We start from the raw sequence: 18,470 nt of genomic DNA on the forward strand, positions 1-18,470 counted from the left end.
AATTTTTATGAACAAACATATAGTACTACTCGTGGGTGGAGTATCAAGGGAAAGAGAAGTATCTCAGATATCTGGAGAAAGCGTTCGTAATGCGTTGTTAAGTCTTGGTTATAGGGTTACTGTTGTTGATCCTAGCGAAAATTTAGCCAGTGAGCTTATCAAGCTAAGACCTGATATAGTTTTCAATTGTTTGCATGGTACATTTGGAGAAGGTGGCTCAATACCTGGCTTACTGGAATTATTACGTATACCATATACTCATTCAGGGGTTACTGCTTCTGCAATTGCCATGGATAAAATTTTAACCAAGAAAATGGCTCAGACCTGTGATATAAATACTCCTAAATATGTTAAAATTGAAAAAAGCGCTTTATTTACAATGCTTGAAAAAGGGGAGGACCCAATGCCGAAACCTTATGTAATTAAGGCAGTGCAGCAGGGTTCTAGCATAGGTATTTACCTCGTTATAGATGAGAATAGCGATAAGCCAAAGAAAGCAGAATGGACTTTCGGAGAGCAGATACTAGTTGAGGAGTACATACCAGGGCAGGAATTAAGTGTAGCAGTACTAAATGACAAAGCACTTGGAGTGTTAGAATTAAGGCCTAAGACGAATTTCTATGATTATACTGCTAAATATAGTGATGGAGTGACAGAACACGTGCATCCAGCTGAGATCCCTCAAGAAGTCTATCTGGAGGCCATGAAAAGAGCGGAGGAGATGCATAAAGCACTTGGCTGTAGGACAGTGAGCCGCAGTGATTTTAGATATAACAATATTGGTAGCGCAGATGGATTATTTTTCTTAGAAATAAATACCCATCCAGGTTTTACAAATCTTTCGATAGTTCCAGATATAGCCTCTCGTCGTGGAATTAGTTTTGAACAAATAATAGAACAACTTCTCAAAGACGCAAAAATGCGAAATAATGCTGTAAAAATAGCAAAATATACATATCTTGATACAGATGTTCATTACGGTAAGCAAATAAGCTCTCTTTTGCAACCTGCTCGTGAGAAACCTTTTAAGAAAATAATTCGAGTATATATTTTGTTTTTGCTAGGTGTTGCAGCCATTTTCTATATTCTAACTAAGCTTTGTACTAACGAAGTTGATCAATTTGTTGATAAGTTAATCAACAAGACAGTGATTTCTGAGCTTAACATTTGCGGTAATATTCAGGTGAGTAAAGAAGAAATAATCAATACTCTTGATCTCTCGTTACCACTAGAAGTCAGTTACATAAACGCCTCGCATATTAAAGAAGAGCTTTTGAAAAACCCTTTAATTAAAGATGTTGAGGTTAAAATCAATTTGCCTAACATATTAAGTTTATTAGTAACGGAGCGCCAGCCGTTTGCTCTTTGGTTTGATCAGAAACAGTTCCACTTAATAGACGAAGAAGGATTTATAGTAAAAGCCTGCGTAGAATTTCAAGAGAAGGAGAATAAATATATAATAGCTGCAGGAACCGATTCTAATAATCAGCTGCAGAATTTACTTGATGAATTAAAAGGCTATAGTATATCAAAAAAATTATTTGCGGTTCAGTTAATCAGTAACAGGAGATGGAATATATTGCTAAAAAATGGATTAATTGTTAAGCTACCAGAAAATAACGTGAAGGAAGCGCTGGTTGCTCTAGATTTAGTTTTAGAAAATTATAGTCCAAGTAAACCTTTCAACATCATTGATTTACGTTTAGCTCCAGGTAAGGTATATGCAGTATTTTAATATCAAATAGGTTTTTGGTCAATAAAATATGATTAAGCAACGTAGGAATGTTATTGCGGTCTTAGATATCGGTAGTTCTAAGATTTTATGCTCAATTGCTAAATTTTCATCAAGCAGCGAATTAGAAGTGATAGGTTATAGCAATCATATTTCTGAAGGGATTAGGTCTGGCATCATTACAAATCTTCAAGCTGCAACTGAATCGATAGCACAAGCAATTGAAGAAGCAGAAAAAAATTCGGGAATTAGGGTGAGTAATATTTATGTAAATATTTCTTCTAATAATTTAATCTCACACCAATTAAGTGCGGAAATTGATGTAACTGGACGTGAAATCAATTCTAAAGATATGAACAAGTTATTGTTTCAAGTTTTAGATAAATATAAAGATCAACAGGTCGGCGTGATTCATTCTTTTATTTACGATTATGTTTTAGATGGTAACCGAGGAATTACTAATCCACTTGGCATGTACGGTAGCAATCTATCCTGTGAAGTGAACGTTTTGGTTACGCCAAATAATATTATAGCTAACTTAGCAAACTGTCTTTCCAAATGTCAGCTTGATGTAAACGCTTATATTGCCTCTTCATACGTCTCAGGGATGGCTTGCTTAACTCCTAACGAAATGAAAATGGGAGTCGTATTGATTGAAATTGGAAGCGGTTGTTCTTCTATCTCAATATTTGCCAATTCTCAAATGATTTTTACAGATGGTATACCTGTCGGAGGACACCACATTACAAATGATATAGCTAAAGGCTTGAGTATAAGTTATGAAGACGCAGAAAGAATCAAGATTTTATATGGCACTGCAATCAGCACTTCTATTGAGTCTAAAGAAAATATAGAGCTAGCGGCCGAGGACGAAAATGAGGAACCTAATTTAATATCTAGAGCGATTCTTGCAGAAATTATAAGAGCTAGGTCTGAAGAAGTTCTTGAGTTACTTGAGCATAAAATAATTCATGCAGGTTTTTCCATTGCTAGTAATAAGATAGTTCTAACTGGTGGTAGTGCAAATTTAAATGGGCTAAAAGAGCTAGTAGGTCATATGTTTTCTGCTAAGGTTAGAATAGGCTACCCTAAACTTATAATGGGCTTAGAAAGTGAAGAAAAAAATATGGCTTTTGCTGTTTCCGTTGGTATGCTAACGCATATAAGTCAAACAATAAGAGCTGCCTCTATGGGAAAGGCTAATGAAGGTTCTTCAAGCAAGAAGGTTTGGCAGTGGCTTAAGGATAACTTTATCTAATTAATTTTTAAAGAAAAAATATGATTGGTTTAATTCCACGTAAAGTTCTTTTTGGTAACCCTGATAAAACTAATGCTAAGATAAGCAATGATGGACGATATATTTCTTATATTGCCCCTCTTGATGGGGTTTTGAATGTATATGTTGCAGCAATCGATACTCCAAATGAAGCGAAGCCAGTAACAAATGATACGGGTCGCGGTATTAGAGTATATTATTGGGGTTATGACGATAGGCATTTGTTATACCTGCAGGACAATAACGGGGATGAAAATTGGCATCTTTATTCAGTTAATATTGAGGACTTTACTATCCAAAATCTTACAGATTTTCCAGATACCCGTGTACAGGTAAATAACTTAAGTCGGCATTTTCCTAATGAAGTAATCATTGAGATGAATCGTAGACGTAAGGACCTTTTCGATCTCTATATCTTAGATTTAAGCTCCGGTTCAGTTAGAGAATTTTTTAGAAATGAAGAGTATGCAAGCCTCATAACTGATGATTATTTTAAATTGAGGTTTGCTCAAAAGCTAAATCCTGATGGTAGCCTAACTATCTATGAATTTGATCAAGAAAGCAATGTGAGCGAATTTATGCAAGTTGAAGCTGGGGATCTTCATACCACCTCAATTTTAGATTTTGATGAAGAAAATAATCTATATATGATAGATTCTACTGATAGAAATACTGCAGCTTTAGTTCTGTTCAATCTAAAAACTAAACAAAAAACATTACTCTATGAAAATGATAAAGCAGATATCTCTTCACTGATGCTGCATCCAACTAAGAAATATTTGCAAGCTGCGAAATATAATCACTTACGGGAAGAAATAAAGGTTTTTGATCGGTCGTTAGACCTCGCATTTGCTAAGATAAAGGAAACCATTGCTGGCGATTTGCAAATTCTTTCTAGGTCTTTAGATGATACTATATGGATATTTGCTGATATTAAAGATAACGGTCCAGTTTCATATTATCGATACGATAGAACAAAAGAAGAAATAAAATTTTTATTTTATAATAGGGGTGATCTTGTAAATTGTGAATTGGTGAAAATGCATCCAGTTATGGTTAAGGCAAGGGATGGACTGGAGCTGGTGAGTTATCTTACTTTGCCTCGAGACTTTGATTCATCTACCCTTGACGCTTTACCTCAAGCGGAAAGTGTGCCTCTAATTTTATGGGTGCACGGAGGTCCTACTGCGCGTGATTATTGGGGATATGACGCAATTCATCAATGGTTAGCTAATCGTGGTTACGCGGTTTTAAGTGTTAATTACCGGGGTTCTACTGGCTTTGGTAAGGATTTTATTAATGCTGGCAATGGCGAGTGGAGCAGGAAAATGCATACTGATTTAATAGATGCTGTGGATTGGGCTATTGATAAAGGGATTACCACAAGAGATAAGGTCGCAATTGGTGGTGGGAGCTACGGTGGTTACGCCGCATTAGTCGGGCTTACATTTACTCCGGAAATCTTTAAATGTGCGGTTGATATTGTAGGCCCATCAAACTTAGAGACCCTTTTGGCCACAATTCCTCCTTATTGGAAGCCACATGTTGCTGCTTTAGAAAAAAAACTTGGTGGTGCTCTAGCAACAGAAGAAGGAAGAAACGAACTGAGGGCAAGATCGCCAATAAATTTTGTTGATAATATTTCGAAACCCTTGTTAATAGGGCAAGGAGCTAATGACCCAAGGGTGAAGCGATCAGAATCAGACCAAATAGTGAATTTGATGAATCAAAAGGGTATTCCAGTTACTTATATCTTATATACTGAAGAAGGTCATGGTTTTGCTAAACCTGAGAATAGAATGTCGTTTTATGCACTGACGGAATTATTTTTAAATCAACATCTAGGCGGCCAATTCGAGGAATTTGGTACTGATCTGAAGGGAGCAAATTTTGAGATATTATCAGGAGATAATCTAAAGTAAAGCGCCGATAACAGTTTATTAGCCGCAATGCATTGAAATATATTGCATTTTTTGTCAATATATCATTAAAGAAAAGAATGCGTGAGGATAAGGTAGCGATTGGGAGATTGTTTGCTCAAGGGGCAGAGCTAATCGGCACTTGGAATATTAGTGGGTTTAAAGAGTTGTTAATTCAACATCCAGAATTATTCCGAGGAGTTGATGGAAAAACTCTATTGAATTTAGTAGTTATAGAAGGGCAGGAAGAGATAATAAGTTTTTTGTTAAAGAAAAGGTTTTCTGATATTACTAGCAAGGATAATCCAAGGAGAAACCCCTTACACCTGTCCTATAGAAGAAATTAATTATCATAGAAATATATTCAAAACAACGGCATAACTGCAAAGGACCTCTGAAAGGTATTGCTAGGACTAACAAAAAAACACCCAAGAGATTTCTCTATAAGCCTGTTAAGCGCTCCCGAATCAGATGCGGCGGAGAATCAGCAAGGGTCCGCGCAGCAAAAAACAAAAGTTATTATGAACTTAAGAGAAGTAAGGTTCGACCTACCAGGCATTGAGAAATTACCACTTGCCCAAGAAAAAAAGATTGCATTAACAGAAATGCTATTAAGCAGTAGTACTCTACATAACAAGAGATTAGAAACAGTTAAAAATTTATTGAGAGAGGGCTTAAGTCTAACCAATGCTGCAATAGAAGATATTTTTGTTCAACAATTGTTTTCGAGTAATAGACTGATGCTTCCTTTTAAGACAGAGGTAAGCTTTCGTTTTCGAAATGCTTTAAAGGCTTTTAGAGAAGTTTTGCTTAATACTATAAGGGTGATTTAGATCAAAGGATTATTGATGACTTCAAAAAAAGACTGCAACAATCTGCCTCTGAAGAGCAAATTGAAGAAGCTAAAAAACCTTTTTCCATCCGCTAAACTATTTAATTGAACAAGGAAGAATTACAGGATTAATCTTGATTCAAATGGATGAAATTGGTGGCGGTTCTAAAGCAACAACTCAAGTTGATCCTTCTATAAGAGAGAGGGACGCTTTAGCATAACCACCTATAAAGCCAACTCCGCCCACTAGCGCGGATAAAGGACTTATATCTCCTCTCCGCTTCATATTTAGGCAATCAATTCCTGCAGCTGCTCAGCCAGCTGTTCAGCAAAGGCAAAAGCAGGCTATGCCACTATAACCTCAGTTTGACGTAAGGAGTAGACCCCTCGAGCCTATTTTTCCATGAGATATATTGGATTTGAAGACATAAGCCAAGAGCCCTGAGAAGAGGCCTGACAAGAAATTGTTTGGCAAGCGATGCCGTGGCGCTGGATTTGGCAAATCTCTTTCAATTCTCCGATGGCTGTTTCAATCAATCCACGCCCTGCAAGAAGCAGTTGTTTAAAAGCCGCAAGCGGGTTTTGTTTTTCTTAAGCCGTGTGATGAGCTCAATACCTTGATTGCTCAGTGTTTTTGCTTATATACCACCGATCTCCGAATAGAAGGCCTGTCAAATATTGAGTCAGTTTTTTCGACAACGGCTCGATCATCTGTATTACCCGAAGTCAGTGTGAATGACATAATCTCTCCTTGATCATTGAGAGAACCACCTTAAAGCCAAAGAACCGCATTAGCTCAACAAAGCGATTTGTAGCTGACAAGCTTCGGCAATTCCTCTCTGAGAGAGATTTGAACACAGTTTAGGTAAAAATCTTTGATCCGGTAATGCCCTCAAATGAAACAAAACGAGGATCGTTATAACTCTCGGAAAGCATCATCCTAGACTCTCGTTTCCTTTGTCTCTGCGAGTTTCTTAAGGATCTTTGGTACATGAGTTGTTGCTTGCAAAAATCATCAATCAAACAAAATATTTCTACTAGGGGAACCACTTTCCTTATTTATCGTGAAATTGAGAAAAACTTAATGGTTACACAGCTTCTTTAAAACTTACCTCGAACTGGTGTTAAATTGGTTATATTCCTATATATTAGTGGTATCGATATTACAACTCAACACATTCGACGATTATCACGCAAGCCCTGTATCGAAGCAGCACGGAGCACACAGAAATCGTTAATTCAGTCAAGAACCTTTTACATGCTACTTACAGATTAAGGGCAGAAAATGGGATCCAAGAATATCCACTTCCTACCACCTGCTTGTTTCACAGCTTAAGCATTAGGCTCAACTTTGGGACTGGTCTCTTGAGGCAGCGCTTGGGTGTTATCTTCCGCATCAGAAGGGTTCTGCGCTACTCTCTTGCTTAAGCTCATTGTTTGCTGCTTCAAGTGCATAATAACATAATTCTTCGAATTCAACGCTATTATCCGCTGCAAGTTTCTGTATTTTGATTAAGCTTTCTACTATTTGAGGAGGAACCTGCCCTCCGCGCTCTTTGCTAAGCCAATCTGCTTGGAAATGGATCGGGCTATGGGTGGGTTCAGGGTTTCCTATATAGAGCGGCACCACAGACCTACTTCCCCCAAAAAAGCAAGGCACCTCAAATTTTTTCATGACAGTATGAAATCAAATAATCTTTTATAGACTAATGGTATTATTTTTAATGAATAACTACAATTTATTTTTACGTTTTTGATTTAAAACGACTCCCCAGCTTACTGCTAAACTAGGGAGTGATATTTTATAAATTATTTTTTATCATTTGAGTCTTCATATTCAGCATCAACAACTTTTTCTTGAGGGTCGGCTGAAGAATTTTGATCAGCGCCACCTTGCTGTTGATCTTGAGAATATACGTACTGACCTATTTTAACCGTAAGTTCGGTTAGAGCCTCGGTTTTTTGTTTGATAGAGTCAGCATCTGCACCTTCCATAACCTCTTTAAGAGCCTTGATCGCATCTTCAATTGACGACTTATCTGGAGCTGGAATTTTATCTCCATGCTCTTTTAAGCTCTTTTCAGTTGAATAAATCATAGAATCAGCATGGTTTTTTGCTTCTATCAATGCCTTCTTGGCTTCATCCGCACTTGCATTTTCTTCAGCATCTCGAAGCATTTTATTGATTTCATCTTCGCTTAGCCCACCTGAAGATTGAATGGTAATTTTTTGTTCTTTACCAGTTGCTTTATCCTTAGCAGATACATGCAATATACCGTTTGCGTCCACATCAAAAGCCACCTCAATTTGCGGTAAGCCACGAGGCGCTGGCGCTATCCCTTCTAAGTTAAATTGACCTAAAAATTTATTTGCAGAAGCCTCTTTTCGCTCGCCTTGGAATACTCTAATTGTTACCGCATTTTGATTGTCCTCAGCTGTTGAGAAAATCTGTGATTTTTTAGTTGGTATGGTTGTATTCCTTTCAATAAGCGGAGTGAATACCCCCCCAAGGGTTTCAATACCAATAGAAAGGGGCGTAACATCAAGAAGTACTACGTCCTTCACATCGCCACTCAAAACTGCACCTTGAATTGCCGCACCAATTGCTACAACTTCGTCAGGATTCACTCCCTTATGTGGCTCTTTACCAAAAAATTCTTTAACCTTTTGTATAACCTTTGGCATCCTTGTCATTCCACCAACAAGCACTACATCATCAATTTTGCTGGCGTCTAAAGCCGCATCTTTTAATGCGGCTTTACAAGGCTGAATTGTTTTTTCTATTAAATCATCGACCAAACTTTCTAATTTAGACCTCGTCATCTTAAGATTTAGGTGCTTAGGCCCACTAGCATCTGCTGTGATATAAGGCAAGTTAATTTCTGTTTCCATGCTAGTTGAAAGCTCGATTTTGGCTTTCTCCGCCGCTTCTTTTAGTCGTTGTAATGCAAGAGGATCTTTCATTAGATCAATACCAGAACTAGCTTTAAATTCTTTTACTAAATAATCCAGAATGCGTTGATCAAAGTCTTCACCGCCCAAAAATGTGTCACCATTTGTTGATTTCACTTCAAAAACACCATCGCCTATTTCCAAAATGGAAATATCAAAGGTACCGCCACCTAAGTCGTATACTGCGATTGTTTTACTGCCCGCTTTATCAAGACCATATGCAAGCGCTGCTGCTGTTGGTTCGTTTATAATTCTTAAAACTTCAAGACCAGCTATTTTACCAGCATCTTTTGTTGCTTGGCGCTGTGCGTCATTGAAATATGCAGGCACTGTAATCACCGCTTTAGTGACCTTTTCTCCTAAGAAATTCTCAGCTGACTCTTTCATTTTTTGTAAGACCATGGCACCAATTTGACCAGGGGCCATTAGCTCTCCTTTGACGTCAATCCAAGTATCACCATTTTTTGCTTTTGCTATTTTATAAGGAGATTTGGCCACAAGCTCACTTGTTTTAGGATCAGAAAAAGCTAAACCCATTAGCCTTTTGCTTGAAAAAATCGTATTTTGTGGATTAGTCACAGCTTGCCTTTTTGCGGCTTGACCGACTAATCTGTCACCATTGCCGGTAAATGCTACTATTGAAGGAGTGGTTCTTGCTCCTTCGGCATTTTCGACAACTCTCGGATTTTTCCCATCCATAATAGCCACACAAGAGTTTGTCGTTCCCAAATCTATTCCTATAATTTTACTCATGTCTATTACCAAATTAATAATTGCTTAATTGCCCATATAGTTCGAGCTATAGCGTTCTACAAGAGCGGTGACAAAAATAAATTCTCGTCCAACCTCAAGAAGTATGAAGAACGGTTGTATGCTAAAAATAATGAGTAAGATTAAACACTCTTAAACATTATATAGCGGCTAACCTAACAATGACCTTTTAGCCAGTTATTAAACCCTACATTATGTGACTCTACATTAAAAGAAATGAGACATGAAACGGAATATGGATGGCAATCTTTAATTAACTTACAAACTTTATCAGAATGCACTTCCAAGGTTTTAACTAGCATAATTACTTCATCACAATTTTCCAGTTTACCCTCCCATTTATAAATCGAACTGACGTTGTCTATAATATTGACACAAACAGGTATCTGATTTTCAATAATCTTCCTAGCAATAAAAGCTGCCTCCTCTTTTGAGGAAAGAGTTGTATAAAACATTGCTAATTTATTGTTTTCTAATGACACGACCTTTTACAATTTGACCATCTATTACCGTTGCAGGCACATATTCTCCAGGAGAATCAAAGTACAGAGAGAATATAATAAAAAGTATGAAGAATATACTGGCAAGTATTAAAAACTGTATAAACGCTTTCAATAAATTTTCATTCATAAATGACGGTACGGGAAGAGCCCGCGCGATTGCCTCCTTTTTAGCCTTATTATATAATACACAGTATATAAATATTGGTATCAAGGAGACCAGTACCACAATTAAAATCCGTATCATAAAAGAAGACCTAATTAATATTATTTAGATATACAGGTAGCCTATAAGCCGGGTTCTGTAAAGGAAAAACCTTTGATGGCTATTCATCTGGTCTAGGTATTGCTACCTGTGATCATGCGACTTACCCGCATATATACACTTAAGAACTTGTGTGCGATCATTCATCGCTATATGCCTATATAGTCTTGCTTAATGATGGGGTTTACCATGCGACATATATTGCTATAAGCCCGGTGAGCTCTTACCTCACCTTTTCACCCTTACTATGTAAGATAGCGGTATATTTTCTGTGGCACTCTCCCTAAGATTACTCTCGCCGGACGTTATCCGGCATCATTGTTCTTTAAAGCCCGGACTTTCCTCTATAGCAAAAAGCTACAGCAACCATCCAGCTACCTGCGCCTTTATTAATATACCATTTTTGTGTTAAAGGCCATAATTATCTACACTTACAACTGGCATTGCCTAATATTTATAGATAGGAGTCTAATATGTGGCATGCATATGGTAGTGCCGTAGGTTTATTTGGTATGCATCACTGGCAGAAAGGTCAAGGTATGGACCCAGCCGCCAAACATAAAGCACAAGCTGCTATAGAGGAAAAAGAACAATCTAAAATTGGATATGCCAACAGCGCTGAACAAATTGAAGAATGGTATCAAGAAAGTAGTGACAGAAATAAAAAAATAGAGGCTCTGCTTGATAATTTATCAAAGGATCGTTGTTGATACCTATAGCATAAATGAGATGGATAAATTCAAGATTACGTCTCAAATATCAGGATGACATACCATATTGAATCAGAATTTAGCACAGGTCCATTCATAGGGGTTTTTAGTATGATTGTATTTCAAATGAGTATGTGTTTACTTCAAACTAGGGATATTTAACTACCTACTTAAAATTTTAGGTTATAACACATGGATAGAATAGCAATTATAGGAGCAGGTCCTGCTGGCCTTACCGCTGCTTATCGTCTACATAAGGCAAATCTGGATATTGACGTATTTGAAGCAAGAGATAGAGTAGGTGGTAGAGTTTTTACAGTACTAATGGAAAATTACCTTGGTCAAAAAAACAGAAGTAGAACTTGGAGGGCAAAATATTACTGATGGTGGAGAAGCTGTAAATTTATTAAAGTTGATAAAAGAATTAAATCTTACGGTACAAGAAAAACCAATCAAATTAAATTTAAATGTATATTTTAACGGTTATTACTACGATTTTGATAAACTGGTGAAAAATCATGATAAAACTTATAAAGATCTTTCACTTCTAGCAAATAGTGCAAATAATATAGGCAATTTAATAGACATATTTTGTGCAGAGAATAAAATTCTCAGGCAAGCACTCATTACCAGAGTAACTGCTTATGAAGGTGTGGATGCTTATCAGCAATCTATTTATCATAACCTCTAGAGACTTTAGAATACATGCTAGCCAATGGGCTCTCAAAATTCCATAGATCACATACAGATGAAAATCATTATATCGTGACTAGTTATATTTCTCTTGGCAATGCTCTTTTGCCAATGTCTATTGCAGAGGTTATAAAGGATAATATCTACCTGAATAAGGTGTTGTCTAAGATTAGTTTTGATGATAGCACTGTAAAAATAGAATTTACTGATCAATCTTGTTGTAACTATGATTTAGTAGTATTAGCTATACCTGCTTCTACATTTGAGTCTATAGATTTTTCCAATATTGAAAGTAAACTGTCTGATATTAATGCAATTCAATACGGCAAGAACTTTAAAATTGCCATGCCAGTTAATTTAAGTACAGCAAATTCTTATCGTTCTGTAGTAACAGACAGTACAAATCATGATGAGACTATACAATTAGTATATGCTCATAAACCAATATCAAATCCATCGAAATTCATGAATATTACTGCTACAGGCTTTGGCATACCACAGCAGGAATTTGTAAACGAGCCATTACAGGTGACACAACAAAACTATAATGTTTATAAAGAACCTATTATGCATTATTGGCATCATGATATTTATTCCATGGGCTCCTATTCAGGATATTCTACTTCAAGCTCCAAAGAACTTGATAACATTACTTATCATGATGATACATGCTATAAAACAATGTTTTTACCCATTCAAGATACTATATTTTTTGTTGGCGAACATACAACTATTTTAGAGTGTATAGGCACAATAGAAGCTGCTGTTGAATCAGGTGAGCGTGTAGCACAAGCGATTATAAAAAAATATAAAAAATGATTTCTATCTCCATTAATTAATGAGTTGACTGCTAAAATTTATTCAGCATTCATGATAGTTATAATAATATGAGGTTCAAACTATTTAATATGGATAACGTCATAAAACAAAGATTAAAATTAGAACAAAAAAAAGCTGATATACTTATGCAAGAGGCTAAAATGAAAATTAGAGAAAGAAAAGCTCGTACTCGTCATTTAATTGAATTGGGAGGATTAGTTGTTAAAGCTAAACTCGACCGCCTGCCAGCCAATAGCTTACTTGAAGCCTTGGTTTCTTTACAAAATGAGTTGATTCAGCATCCACATGTTCAAGATCAATGGACTCAAGCTGGCAAAAATATTTTTGATCAGAAAAATGATCAAAATCTGTTATCTTAGGTTTCAGCTTATTGAGTTTTGTATTTAAACACGTATTTATACAATACTTAACTGTTTTTGAATATCTGGCGTTTCTAGATAACCAGCAAAAGGTATAAAAGTATGTAGAGTTTCTAAAGTGGTTTTTTGTATTTTATCTAGAGGTTTGGCAGATATAGTCTGCATGTTGTGTAGTCTATCGCATAGCTTAATTAATAGTAAATCTTTTTTATTTTCTTGATATAATATTCTTAACATTTCTACTGAGCTGATTTTCCTATCATGTTTGATTCTGGTTCAATCCGCAACATAGTCTGTGATTTTATTATTAAACTCTTTAGCAATTGTTTCTTTCATAAGCTCTGTATCTTCTATACAATCATGTAGTATTGCTGCAATTATTATATCTGTCTTAAATAAATAATCAGCTACTATATATGCTACTTCTATAGAATGAGAAAAGTACAGCTCCCCTGTTGCCCTTCTTTGATTATTGTGATACTTGCAAGCTATATAAAGAGCTTTGCTTATTTTATCGCAATCAACCTTAATTTGAGACTTGCTATTCTTTGACAACAACTTATCTATTAACCTTTTGCTATAACGACAATCTATAGCAAGCTTTTCTATATCATCAGACTTAGCTTCCATAAGTTTCCCTTCTGCAATTTTTAGATGCTCCTATCTATATTGGCGATAATAATCCTACTTTGTAGTGTTAATTAACTATCCAATATTATCATATATAAAATCATCGAGCAGAGGTAATTTCACTGGTAAATTACAGATGATAGTAGAGATTTTACCTTTCATACTTGTCACCTCTATTTCCCCGTGTAGCTCATCGATTAGGCGTTTAACAAATTTTAACCCTGATACCATTTCTTCACATTGAGTATCAAATTCATCAAATTCTTTACGTAAATATTCCTGTAGTTCTCTGCTTAAACCAATTCCTGTATCATGTACGATAAATTGCAACACCATTTCTCTCTTGTGCTGCTCTGATTCTGATAATGCTGGGCTCATTGCAAACATATTAACTGTTACCACTACAGTACCTTTATTGGTAAATCTGATTCCATTATCTATTAATTGCTCAAGTATGGACTCTATTCTATGGCTGTCACTCACTACTGCATTGGTAATTTGATACTGAAAATTATAAGAGAGATTTATTCCTTTATCTTTAGCAACTGGTCTTGCTTTATCTATAATCTTATTTACTAGTGATTCTAGATGAAATTTCTTTAACTCTATAAGAGGAAGACCAGTGCTACTATGTAAATCCTTACTTAATTTATCATAGTAACTTAGAAGACTTTCGGTATAATCTACTATACTGGCTATATAATTCCTTTTTGCACATCATCTTCTAATTCATGCAGTACTGCTACTAATGCAAAAATCGTATTACAGGGTATCTTTAAATTATAGACTATATTTTGAATGAGATTTTTGTTAATCAATTCCACCTGTTTTAACCTACCTGTTAACTCTTGCAGCTCTGACTTGTATTTAACTATATCAGAATAATCTGCTGCTAAGTAATCTACATTGGCTCCTTCATTGGATAGTGATTCAAATGATGGTATTAATGTAACAGATATTGGTGATAATTGGATTTGCCAGTTATGTTTGATAGAATTTTTAAGCTGATTGATATCTTTTCCTTGATTCTCGTTGTTAATTGTCATACTCTGCCTCTGCTGTTTTATGTTGTGAAATAGTAGCTAGAGGTTAAATGTTAGAATTTTAGAGTTTTATAATTTAACCTCTATGCTTAACGTTATCTCATATAACGTCAAGTCACAGATATCCCAGCTGTTTTTGGAAGTACAGAGGATTTGAGAGCTTTTTTGACAGATTTTTTCATAATATGACAAACAGCTGCACAAATGAGACACTGATAAAATACTAAAAATATACTGCCTCAATTCTGTATCACCACATATAATTGAAATTAGTAAAATTACTATACCAAAAAAACATCTATAAAACCTTGTAAATGCAGTATTACAGTGGCATTTGAGGCTGTTTTATAATATAATCTTTAGTAGAAATAATTAAGATCAATCACAGTTATGTCAGTAAACAAAACAGATAAACCTCAACCATTCTTACAATGGGTCGGAGGCAAAAGAAAAATAGTTGATCAATTGGTTCAATTTATCCCTGTAAATGTAAATAACTACTATGAATCATTCCTTGGTGGTGGGGCTTTATTCTTCCATGTAAAAGATAAGTTAACATTGTATCTATCTGATATTAATCTAGAGCTAGTGACCTCCTACAATATGATAAAGAAAAATCTTGATGAGGTCAGTAAATTACTAGACTCCCATAAAGAACAACACTCTAAAAAACATTATTATCAAGTTAGGAGTAACAATGATAGTAATGATCCAGCAAAAAATTACTGCAGGTTTATTTATCTGAATAGATATTCATTTAAAGGCATTTACCGAGTTAATATCAACGATAAACCAGCTCAAACTTTCTCTGGCAGAAATTATGCCAAATCTGATATTGCCTCTAGATTAAAACAATGTAGCAACCTGCTTGCTGGAACATTTATTTTTGCTACGGATTTTTCTTTCATTGAACCACAACAAAATGATTTCGTGTACTTTGATCCTCCTTATCATAAATCAGGTGAGAAGTTTTATACCAGATTACCTTTTGATGAAAGTGAGCAAACGAGACTTAGAGATTTTGCCCTAGAGCTAAACAATAAAGGAGTTAAAATAACGATTTCTAACAGTGACACTCCTTTTATTAGAGACTTATATAAGAATTTCAATATTAGTACTATTAAAGTTAAATATTCCATGCCTGAACATAATAAAACAGCTGATGAGGTCATAGTAACCAATTACGTAATAGATTAAACTACTGCACCTAATATAACACTTATGCTTTATTCGCTTCTGCACCCAAGTTTTGGTTGTCTTGAAATTTCATTAATTCAAAAGTAAAGCTTTGAGATTCAAAGGCTTCTGCTGGATCTCGCATATAACGATTCCTGACATAATAATCATTGAAAGCTGATGTTGATTTAAGGATGAGTATCTTCCTCTACTACCACTAATTTACTTAATACACCAAAATCAATATATTTGTTATAACGCTGAATAAGAAAGCTTCTTACTTTGTACCATACTGATTCAGAGTTTAATTGTTTACTGAGCTGCAGCAGATATTTTTGTTTTTCATCTAGGGTATTATGCTGATTAGCATTAAGCTTAGTAAATGCTATAATTTCCAATTGCTCAACACTCTTACCGTAAATCATTTGCACTTGCTGTAGTAGTTTATCTTGTGCGTATTCTGAAATCTCAATATTTTGAAGTAGTTTGACTTGATACTGATTATCAACTACACCAATAAAAGTGCGGGAGCTTAACAATTCATAAGCTGTATCAGAATCAAAGATGCCAATAATTTTACGTTTTAGCTGAGCTTGTTTGCTAGTATCAGTACTACCTTCTATCTCATTTAGATACTGCTCTTTAGCTTTATCTGCATCGTGATAGTTAAACTGAAAACTCTCATCATTGGCTTTAGTAACTTCTCTTAGCTCGTTAGCAAGAGCCTTGGCCATGTAATTCAGTAGAACTTTCTTTATGACCCAAAGTGATGATTAGAATACTCTCCTGCAAGCTTTAAAAGCAACTTATTGATAGATTAAACTCTCGATTAGATTTTATGCGTAGTAAATCAGCATCTTCTTGGCTTAATGGGTAGAAATCTGCTAATTTTTTCTTTTGAACCAGCCTTTATTGTTTCTAGATTCTACTGCTGCATTGTTATCAGATACGTGGTTGCCTCCTGAATAATTAGCATTATCAGTAACTGCTTGTAATGCTTGATTTACCTGTACTGGGTTTACAGAATTTTTACATTCTGGTTCTTTTCTGCTATCTTGCTTATTATTTGCTGATTTTTCTGCTGTAAATTGTAAATCTTGTTCTAGATTTTGCTCTGGTCCAGATTGTAATAATTGTTCATCTTGATCAATTTCATTTTTGTTAAAAATTTCACTAGATCTAGATTTATTAGATATATTTTTATTACTATCTATATATTTTTGGAGTAGGTGAAAAATTTTTTTCATTATCGCGAGTCATTTTACTAGAGGCAGGTTGGAAATTTCTAGCTAGCTTAATGCAAGGAGTATTACGGCATTTAATTCCATATTTAACTATCGTTGCTTTATGCATATCAATAAAACCACTTTTTTTTAACTCAAGTAAGCACTGTCTTACACGTTCTTAGCAGACTCTTAAGTTTTCTTCAAAGAAGGCATAGGTCTCTTGGAGTTCATCGATACTATTATTGTAGTAAATTTGCATGCGAAATACTATTAGAGACAATAGCTGTCTTGAAGTCTTACTTAATATCTTACCATTATGAGATGAGAGATTATTCCATTCAGGGGGGATAAAATTACCAACAAAACTATAAAATATAGGAGGATTATTATCTCTATGATCATGTGTTACACAATCAGGAGTAAAATCTGTGCAGCACACAGTGAGCATAAGACCTCAACTTAAACATCAGTTTAAAAGAGGAACTCAAGACAATTAAAGCATCATTTTTAAAAATGCGAGGAGCATATAGTGAGCATATAGAGTTTAAAGGCAAAATTAGCAGATTATAGAAACCCTTACTTTAAGGGTGGTGGGCGATAGAGGGTTCGAACCTCTGACCTCTACGATGTCAACGTAGCACTCTAACCAGCTGAGCTAACCGCCCTTTTTAATATTTTTATGCAGATTGATTACCTTATACCTGTCTAGCCGCTTATACATAAAAAATCGCAGATAAGCAAGCTCCATAAATTTTTTAATTAATAAGATTTAAGGTATATAAAGTGAAGTTAAGAGAAGGAAAAGAAAATTCTAGCACATCTGTTATTTTGGAAAGAATGAAAAAAATTTCACTCAATATAATGCGCAAAATCCAGAATAGTATAGGTGGTTTTAGAGAAATTGATAAAATAATGGCCGACATTAAAGGTAAGGATAGTATTATCACCGTTTTTCTAAAAATTTCCTCCCTGCTGTGCAAATTAATAATTATAGAAAGTAAGATTGATGATAAAAAAATTCAAACTAATTTTAATGACACAGATATACAACTAATAAAAGATTTTTTATCTAATTACAATCAAGACAAAGAAGGAGTTGAAAATGAAGAGTGATTTTGTTGAAGGGCGCTTTCCAGAAGATATTTCTTTAGGAGCCATAGGAGGGCCAGAATACAAGACAGAAATTTATTTCCTCTAAAGTGGAAGGGAATATAGGAATATTAGATGGAGTAGTTCAAGGTCTAAATATAATGTCTCATATGGCATAAAAACAAAAGAACAAATTGAAAAGGTAGTATCATTTTTCAGAGCAAGAAAAGGAAGAGCTATAGGTTTTAGATTTAAAGATTAGTGCGATCATCAAGCCGAAAAAGAAATGATTGGAGCCGGCAACAATCTCAATGCTAAATTTCAATTAATAAAGAAATATGAAAGTGGAAACGCCTATGATATCAGAACTATAACGAAGCCAGTTAACGACACATTAAAAATTTACCTCCAGAATAAAATAATATCTTCCAGCGATTATAAAATTGACTACAATAAA

General features: G+C 35.0%; 23 protein-coding genes, 1 tRNA gene, 1 other RNA gene and 2 pseudogenes. 13 read left to right on the plus strand and 14 right to left on the minus strand.

Features of this window, described 5'->3' with window-relative positions; genetic code table 11:
* Window positions 1-7 precede the first annotated feature (7 nt).
* From MIDI_RS06540 to MIDI_RS05850, 5 genes are read left to right on the plus strand one after another with little or no spacing between them, the layout of a single operon-like run.
* Window positions 8-1,735, plus strand: coding sequence for a cell division protein FtsQ/DivIB (locus MIDI_RS06540; RefSeq protein WP_013951674.1), 1,728 nt, complete (start codon window positions 8-10; stop codon window positions 1,733-1,735).
* 28 nt (window positions 1,736-1,763) lie between these two features.
* A complete protein-coding gene (ftsA, locus tag MIDI_RS05835; RefSeq protein ID WP_013951675.1) occupies window positions 1,764-2,990 on the plus strand; it encodes a cell division protein FtsA in 1,227 nt (408 codons plus the stop codon).
* Window positions 2,991-3,010: 20 nt separating this feature from the next.
* Complete coding sequence (locus MIDI_RS05840; RefSeq protein ID WP_013951676.1) at window positions 3,011-4,930, plus strand: S9 family peptidase; 1,920 nt, start codon at window positions 3,011-3,013, stop codon at window positions 4,928-4,930.
* 32 nt (window positions 4,931-4,962) lie between these two features.
* The gene (locus MIDI_RS05845) at window positions 4,963-5,274 is read left to right on the plus strand and encodes an ankyrin repeat domain-containing protein (protein ID WP_041185569.1); all 312 of its coding nucleotides are present in this window, start codon (window positions 4,963-4,965) and stop codon (window positions 5,272-5,274) included.
* Between the two features lie 57 nt (window positions 5,275-5,331).
* Window positions 5,332-5,760, plus strand: coding sequence for a hypothetical protein (locus MIDI_RS05850; RefSeq protein ID WP_041185570.1), 429 nt, complete (start codon window positions 5,332-5,334; stop codon window positions 5,758-5,760).
* A gap of 392 nt (window positions 5,761-6,152) precedes the next feature.
* Here the strand turns inward: MIDI_RS05850 and MIDI_RS08780 are convergent, their stop codons facing one another.
* The 7 genes from MIDI_RS08780 to rnpB all read right to left on the minus strand — a co-directional run bounded on the left by MIDI_RS08780 (window position 6,153) and on the right by rnpB (window position 10,629).
* Complete coding sequence (locus MIDI_RS08780) at window positions 6,153-6,296, minus strand: hypothetical protein (protein WP_160162304.1); 144 nt, start codon at window positions 6,294-6,296, stop codon at window positions 6,153-6,155.
* A gap of 324 nt (window positions 6,297-6,620) precedes the next feature.
* The gene (locus MIDI_RS08785; protein ID WP_160162305.1) at window positions 6,621-6,782 is read right to left on the minus strand and encodes a hypothetical protein; all 162 of its coding nucleotides are present in this window, start codon (window positions 6,780-6,782) and stop codon (window positions 6,621-6,623) included.
* A 373-nt stretch (window positions 6,783-7,155) separates the two neighbouring features.
* The gene (locus MIDI_RS05855) at window positions 7,156-7,434 is read right to left on the minus strand and encodes a DUF2610 domain-containing protein (protein WP_013951681.1); all 279 of its coding nucleotides are present in this window, start codon (window positions 7,432-7,434) and stop codon (window positions 7,156-7,158) included.
* 134 nt (window positions 7,435-7,568) lie between these two features.
* Window positions 7,569-9,464 (minus strand): molecular chaperone DnaK, encoded by a 1,896-nt coding sequence (gene dnaK / locus MIDI_RS05860; protein WP_013951682.1) that lies wholly within the window; start codon window positions 9,462-9,464, stop codon window positions 7,569-7,571.
* A 173-nt stretch (window positions 9,465-9,637) separates the two neighbouring features.
* A complete protein-coding gene (gene cutA / locus MIDI_RS05865) occupies window positions 9,638-9,937 on the minus strand; it encodes a divalent-cation tolerance protein CutA (protein ID WP_013951683.1) in 300 nt (99 codons plus the stop codon).
* A gap of 7 nt (window positions 9,938-9,944) precedes the next feature.
* A complete protein-coding gene (locus tag MIDI_RS08235) occupies window positions 9,945-10,229 on the minus strand; it encodes a hypothetical protein (RefSeq protein ID WP_148234184.1) in 285 nt (94 codons plus the stop codon).
* 28 nt (window positions 10,230-10,257) lie between these two features.
* Window positions 10,258-10,629: RNase P RNA component class A (rnpB, locus tag MIDI_RS06560), an RNA gene on the minus strand.
* Between the two features lie 91 nt (window positions 10,630-10,720).
* On the opposite strand from rnpB, the gene MIDI_RS05875 reads away from it, so the two are divergent.
* The 5 genes from MIDI_RS05875 (at window position 10,721) to MIDI_RS05895 (ending at window position 12,849) form a co-directional block, all read left to right on the plus strand.
* Entirely contained in the window at window positions 10,721-10,957 is a 237-nt protein-coding gene (locus tag MIDI_RS05875; protein ID WP_013951685.1) for a hypothetical protein, read from the plus strand.
* Between the two features lie 192 nt (window positions 10,958-11,149).
* Complete coding sequence (locus MIDI_RS05880) at window positions 11,150-11,341, plus strand: FAD-dependent oxidoreductase (RefSeq protein WP_013951686.1); 192 nt, start codon at window positions 11,150-11,152, stop codon at window positions 11,339-11,341.
* On the plus strand, window positions 11,295-11,648 hold the full coding sequence (locus MIDI_RS05885) for a hypothetical protein (RefSeq protein WP_041185573.1): 354 nt from the start codon (window positions 11,295-11,297) through the stop codon (window positions 11,646-11,648). Before MIDI_RS05880 ends, MIDI_RS05885 begins: the two co-directional genes overlap by 47 nt.
* A 74-nt stretch (window positions 11,649-11,722) precedes the next feature.
* Window positions 11,723-12,469 carry an FAD-dependent oxidoreductase gene (locus tag MIDI_RS05890; protein ID WP_160162306.1) on the plus strand — a complete coding sequence of 249 codons (747 nt, stop codon included), beginning with the start codon at window positions 11,723-11,725 and terminating at the stop codon, window positions 12,467-12,469.
* A gap of 89 nt (window positions 12,470-12,558) precedes the next feature.
* The gene (locus MIDI_RS05895) at window positions 12,559-12,849 is read left to right on the plus strand and encodes a conjugal transfer protein TraD (protein WP_013951688.1); all 291 of its coding nucleotides are present in this window, start codon (window positions 12,559-12,561) and stop codon (window positions 12,847-12,849) included.
* Between the two features lie 36 nt (window positions 12,850-12,885).
* On the opposite strand, the gene MIDI_RS09475 is transcribed toward MIDI_RS05895, so the two are convergent.
* The 4 genes from MIDI_RS09475 to MIDI_RS09490 form a co-directional block, all read right to left on the minus strand.
* Window positions 12,886-13,086 carry a hypothetical protein gene (locus MIDI_RS09475; protein ID WP_237697362.1) on the minus strand — a complete coding sequence of 67 codons (201 nt, stop codon included), beginning with the start codon at window positions 13,084-13,086 and terminating at the stop codon, window positions 12,886-12,888.
* Window positions 13,087-13,125: 39 nt separating this feature from the next.
* Window positions 13,126-13,479, minus strand: a complete 354-nt coding sequence (locus tag MIDI_RS09480; protein WP_237697363.1) for an HD domain-containing protein — start codon at window positions 13,477-13,479, stop codon at window positions 13,126-13,128.
* A 75-nt stretch (window positions 13,480-13,554) separates the two neighbouring features.
* A complete protein-coding gene (locus MIDI_RS09485) occupies window positions 13,555-13,962 on the minus strand; it encodes an ATP-binding protein (RefSeq protein WP_041185574.1) in 408 nt (135 codons plus the stop codon).
* Window positions 13,963-14,174: 212 nt separating this feature from the next.
* Window positions 14,175-14,525, minus strand: a complete 351-nt coding sequence (locus MIDI_RS09490; RefSeq protein WP_237697364.1) for a hypothetical protein — start codon at window positions 14,523-14,525, stop codon at window positions 14,175-14,177.
* Window positions 14,526-14,912: 387 nt separating this feature from the next.
* Here MIDI_RS09490 and MIDI_RS05915 point away from each other — a divergent pair, with 387 nt between their 5' ends.
* Window positions 14,913-15,719 carry a DNA adenine methylase gene (locus MIDI_RS05915; protein WP_013951689.1) on the plus strand — a complete coding sequence of 269 codons (807 nt, stop codon included), beginning with the start codon at window positions 14,913-14,915 and terminating at the stop codon, window positions 15,717-15,719.
* 22 nt (window positions 15,720-15,741) lie between these two features.
* On the opposite strand, the pseudogene MIDI_RS10500 reads toward MIDI_RS05915, so the two are convergent.
* The 3 genes and pseudogenes from MIDI_RS10500 to MIDI_RS05925 form a co-directional block, all read right to left on the minus strand.
* A pseudogene (locus tag MIDI_RS10500) lies at window positions 15,742-17,057 on the minus strand (hypothetical protein).
* A 45-nt stretch (window positions 17,058-17,102) separates the two neighbouring features.
* Window positions 17,103-17,363 (minus strand): hypothetical protein, encoded by a 261-nt coding sequence (locus tag MIDI_RS09505; protein WP_237697367.1) that lies wholly within the window; start codon window positions 17,361-17,363, stop codon window positions 17,103-17,105.
* A gap of 149 nt (window positions 17,364-17,512) precedes the next feature.
* Window positions 17,513-17,589, minus strand: a tRNA-Val gene (locus MIDI_RS05925).
* Window positions 17,590-17,707: 118 nt separating this feature from the next.
* Between MIDI_RS05925 and MIDI_RS05930 the strand changes: the two genes are divergently transcribed.
* Window positions 17,708-18,037, plus strand: coding sequence for a hypothetical protein (locus MIDI_RS05930; RefSeq protein ID WP_041185575.1), 330 nt, complete (start codon window positions 17,708-17,710; stop codon window positions 18,035-18,037).
* Window positions 18,038-18,143: 106 nt separating this feature from the next.
* Window positions 18,144-18,434: pseudogene (locus MIDI_RS09960) on the plus strand (DUF2460 domain-containing protein); the annotation flags it as partial.
* Window positions 18,435-18,470 lie beyond the last annotated feature (36 nt).

Origin of the sequence: Candidatus Midichloria mitochondrii IricVA (assembly GCF_000219355.1) — a bacterium.
Taxonomy (GTDB): domain Bacteria; phylum Pseudomonadota; class Alphaproteobacteria; order Rickettsiales; family Midichloriaceae; genus Midichloria; species Midichloria mitochondrii.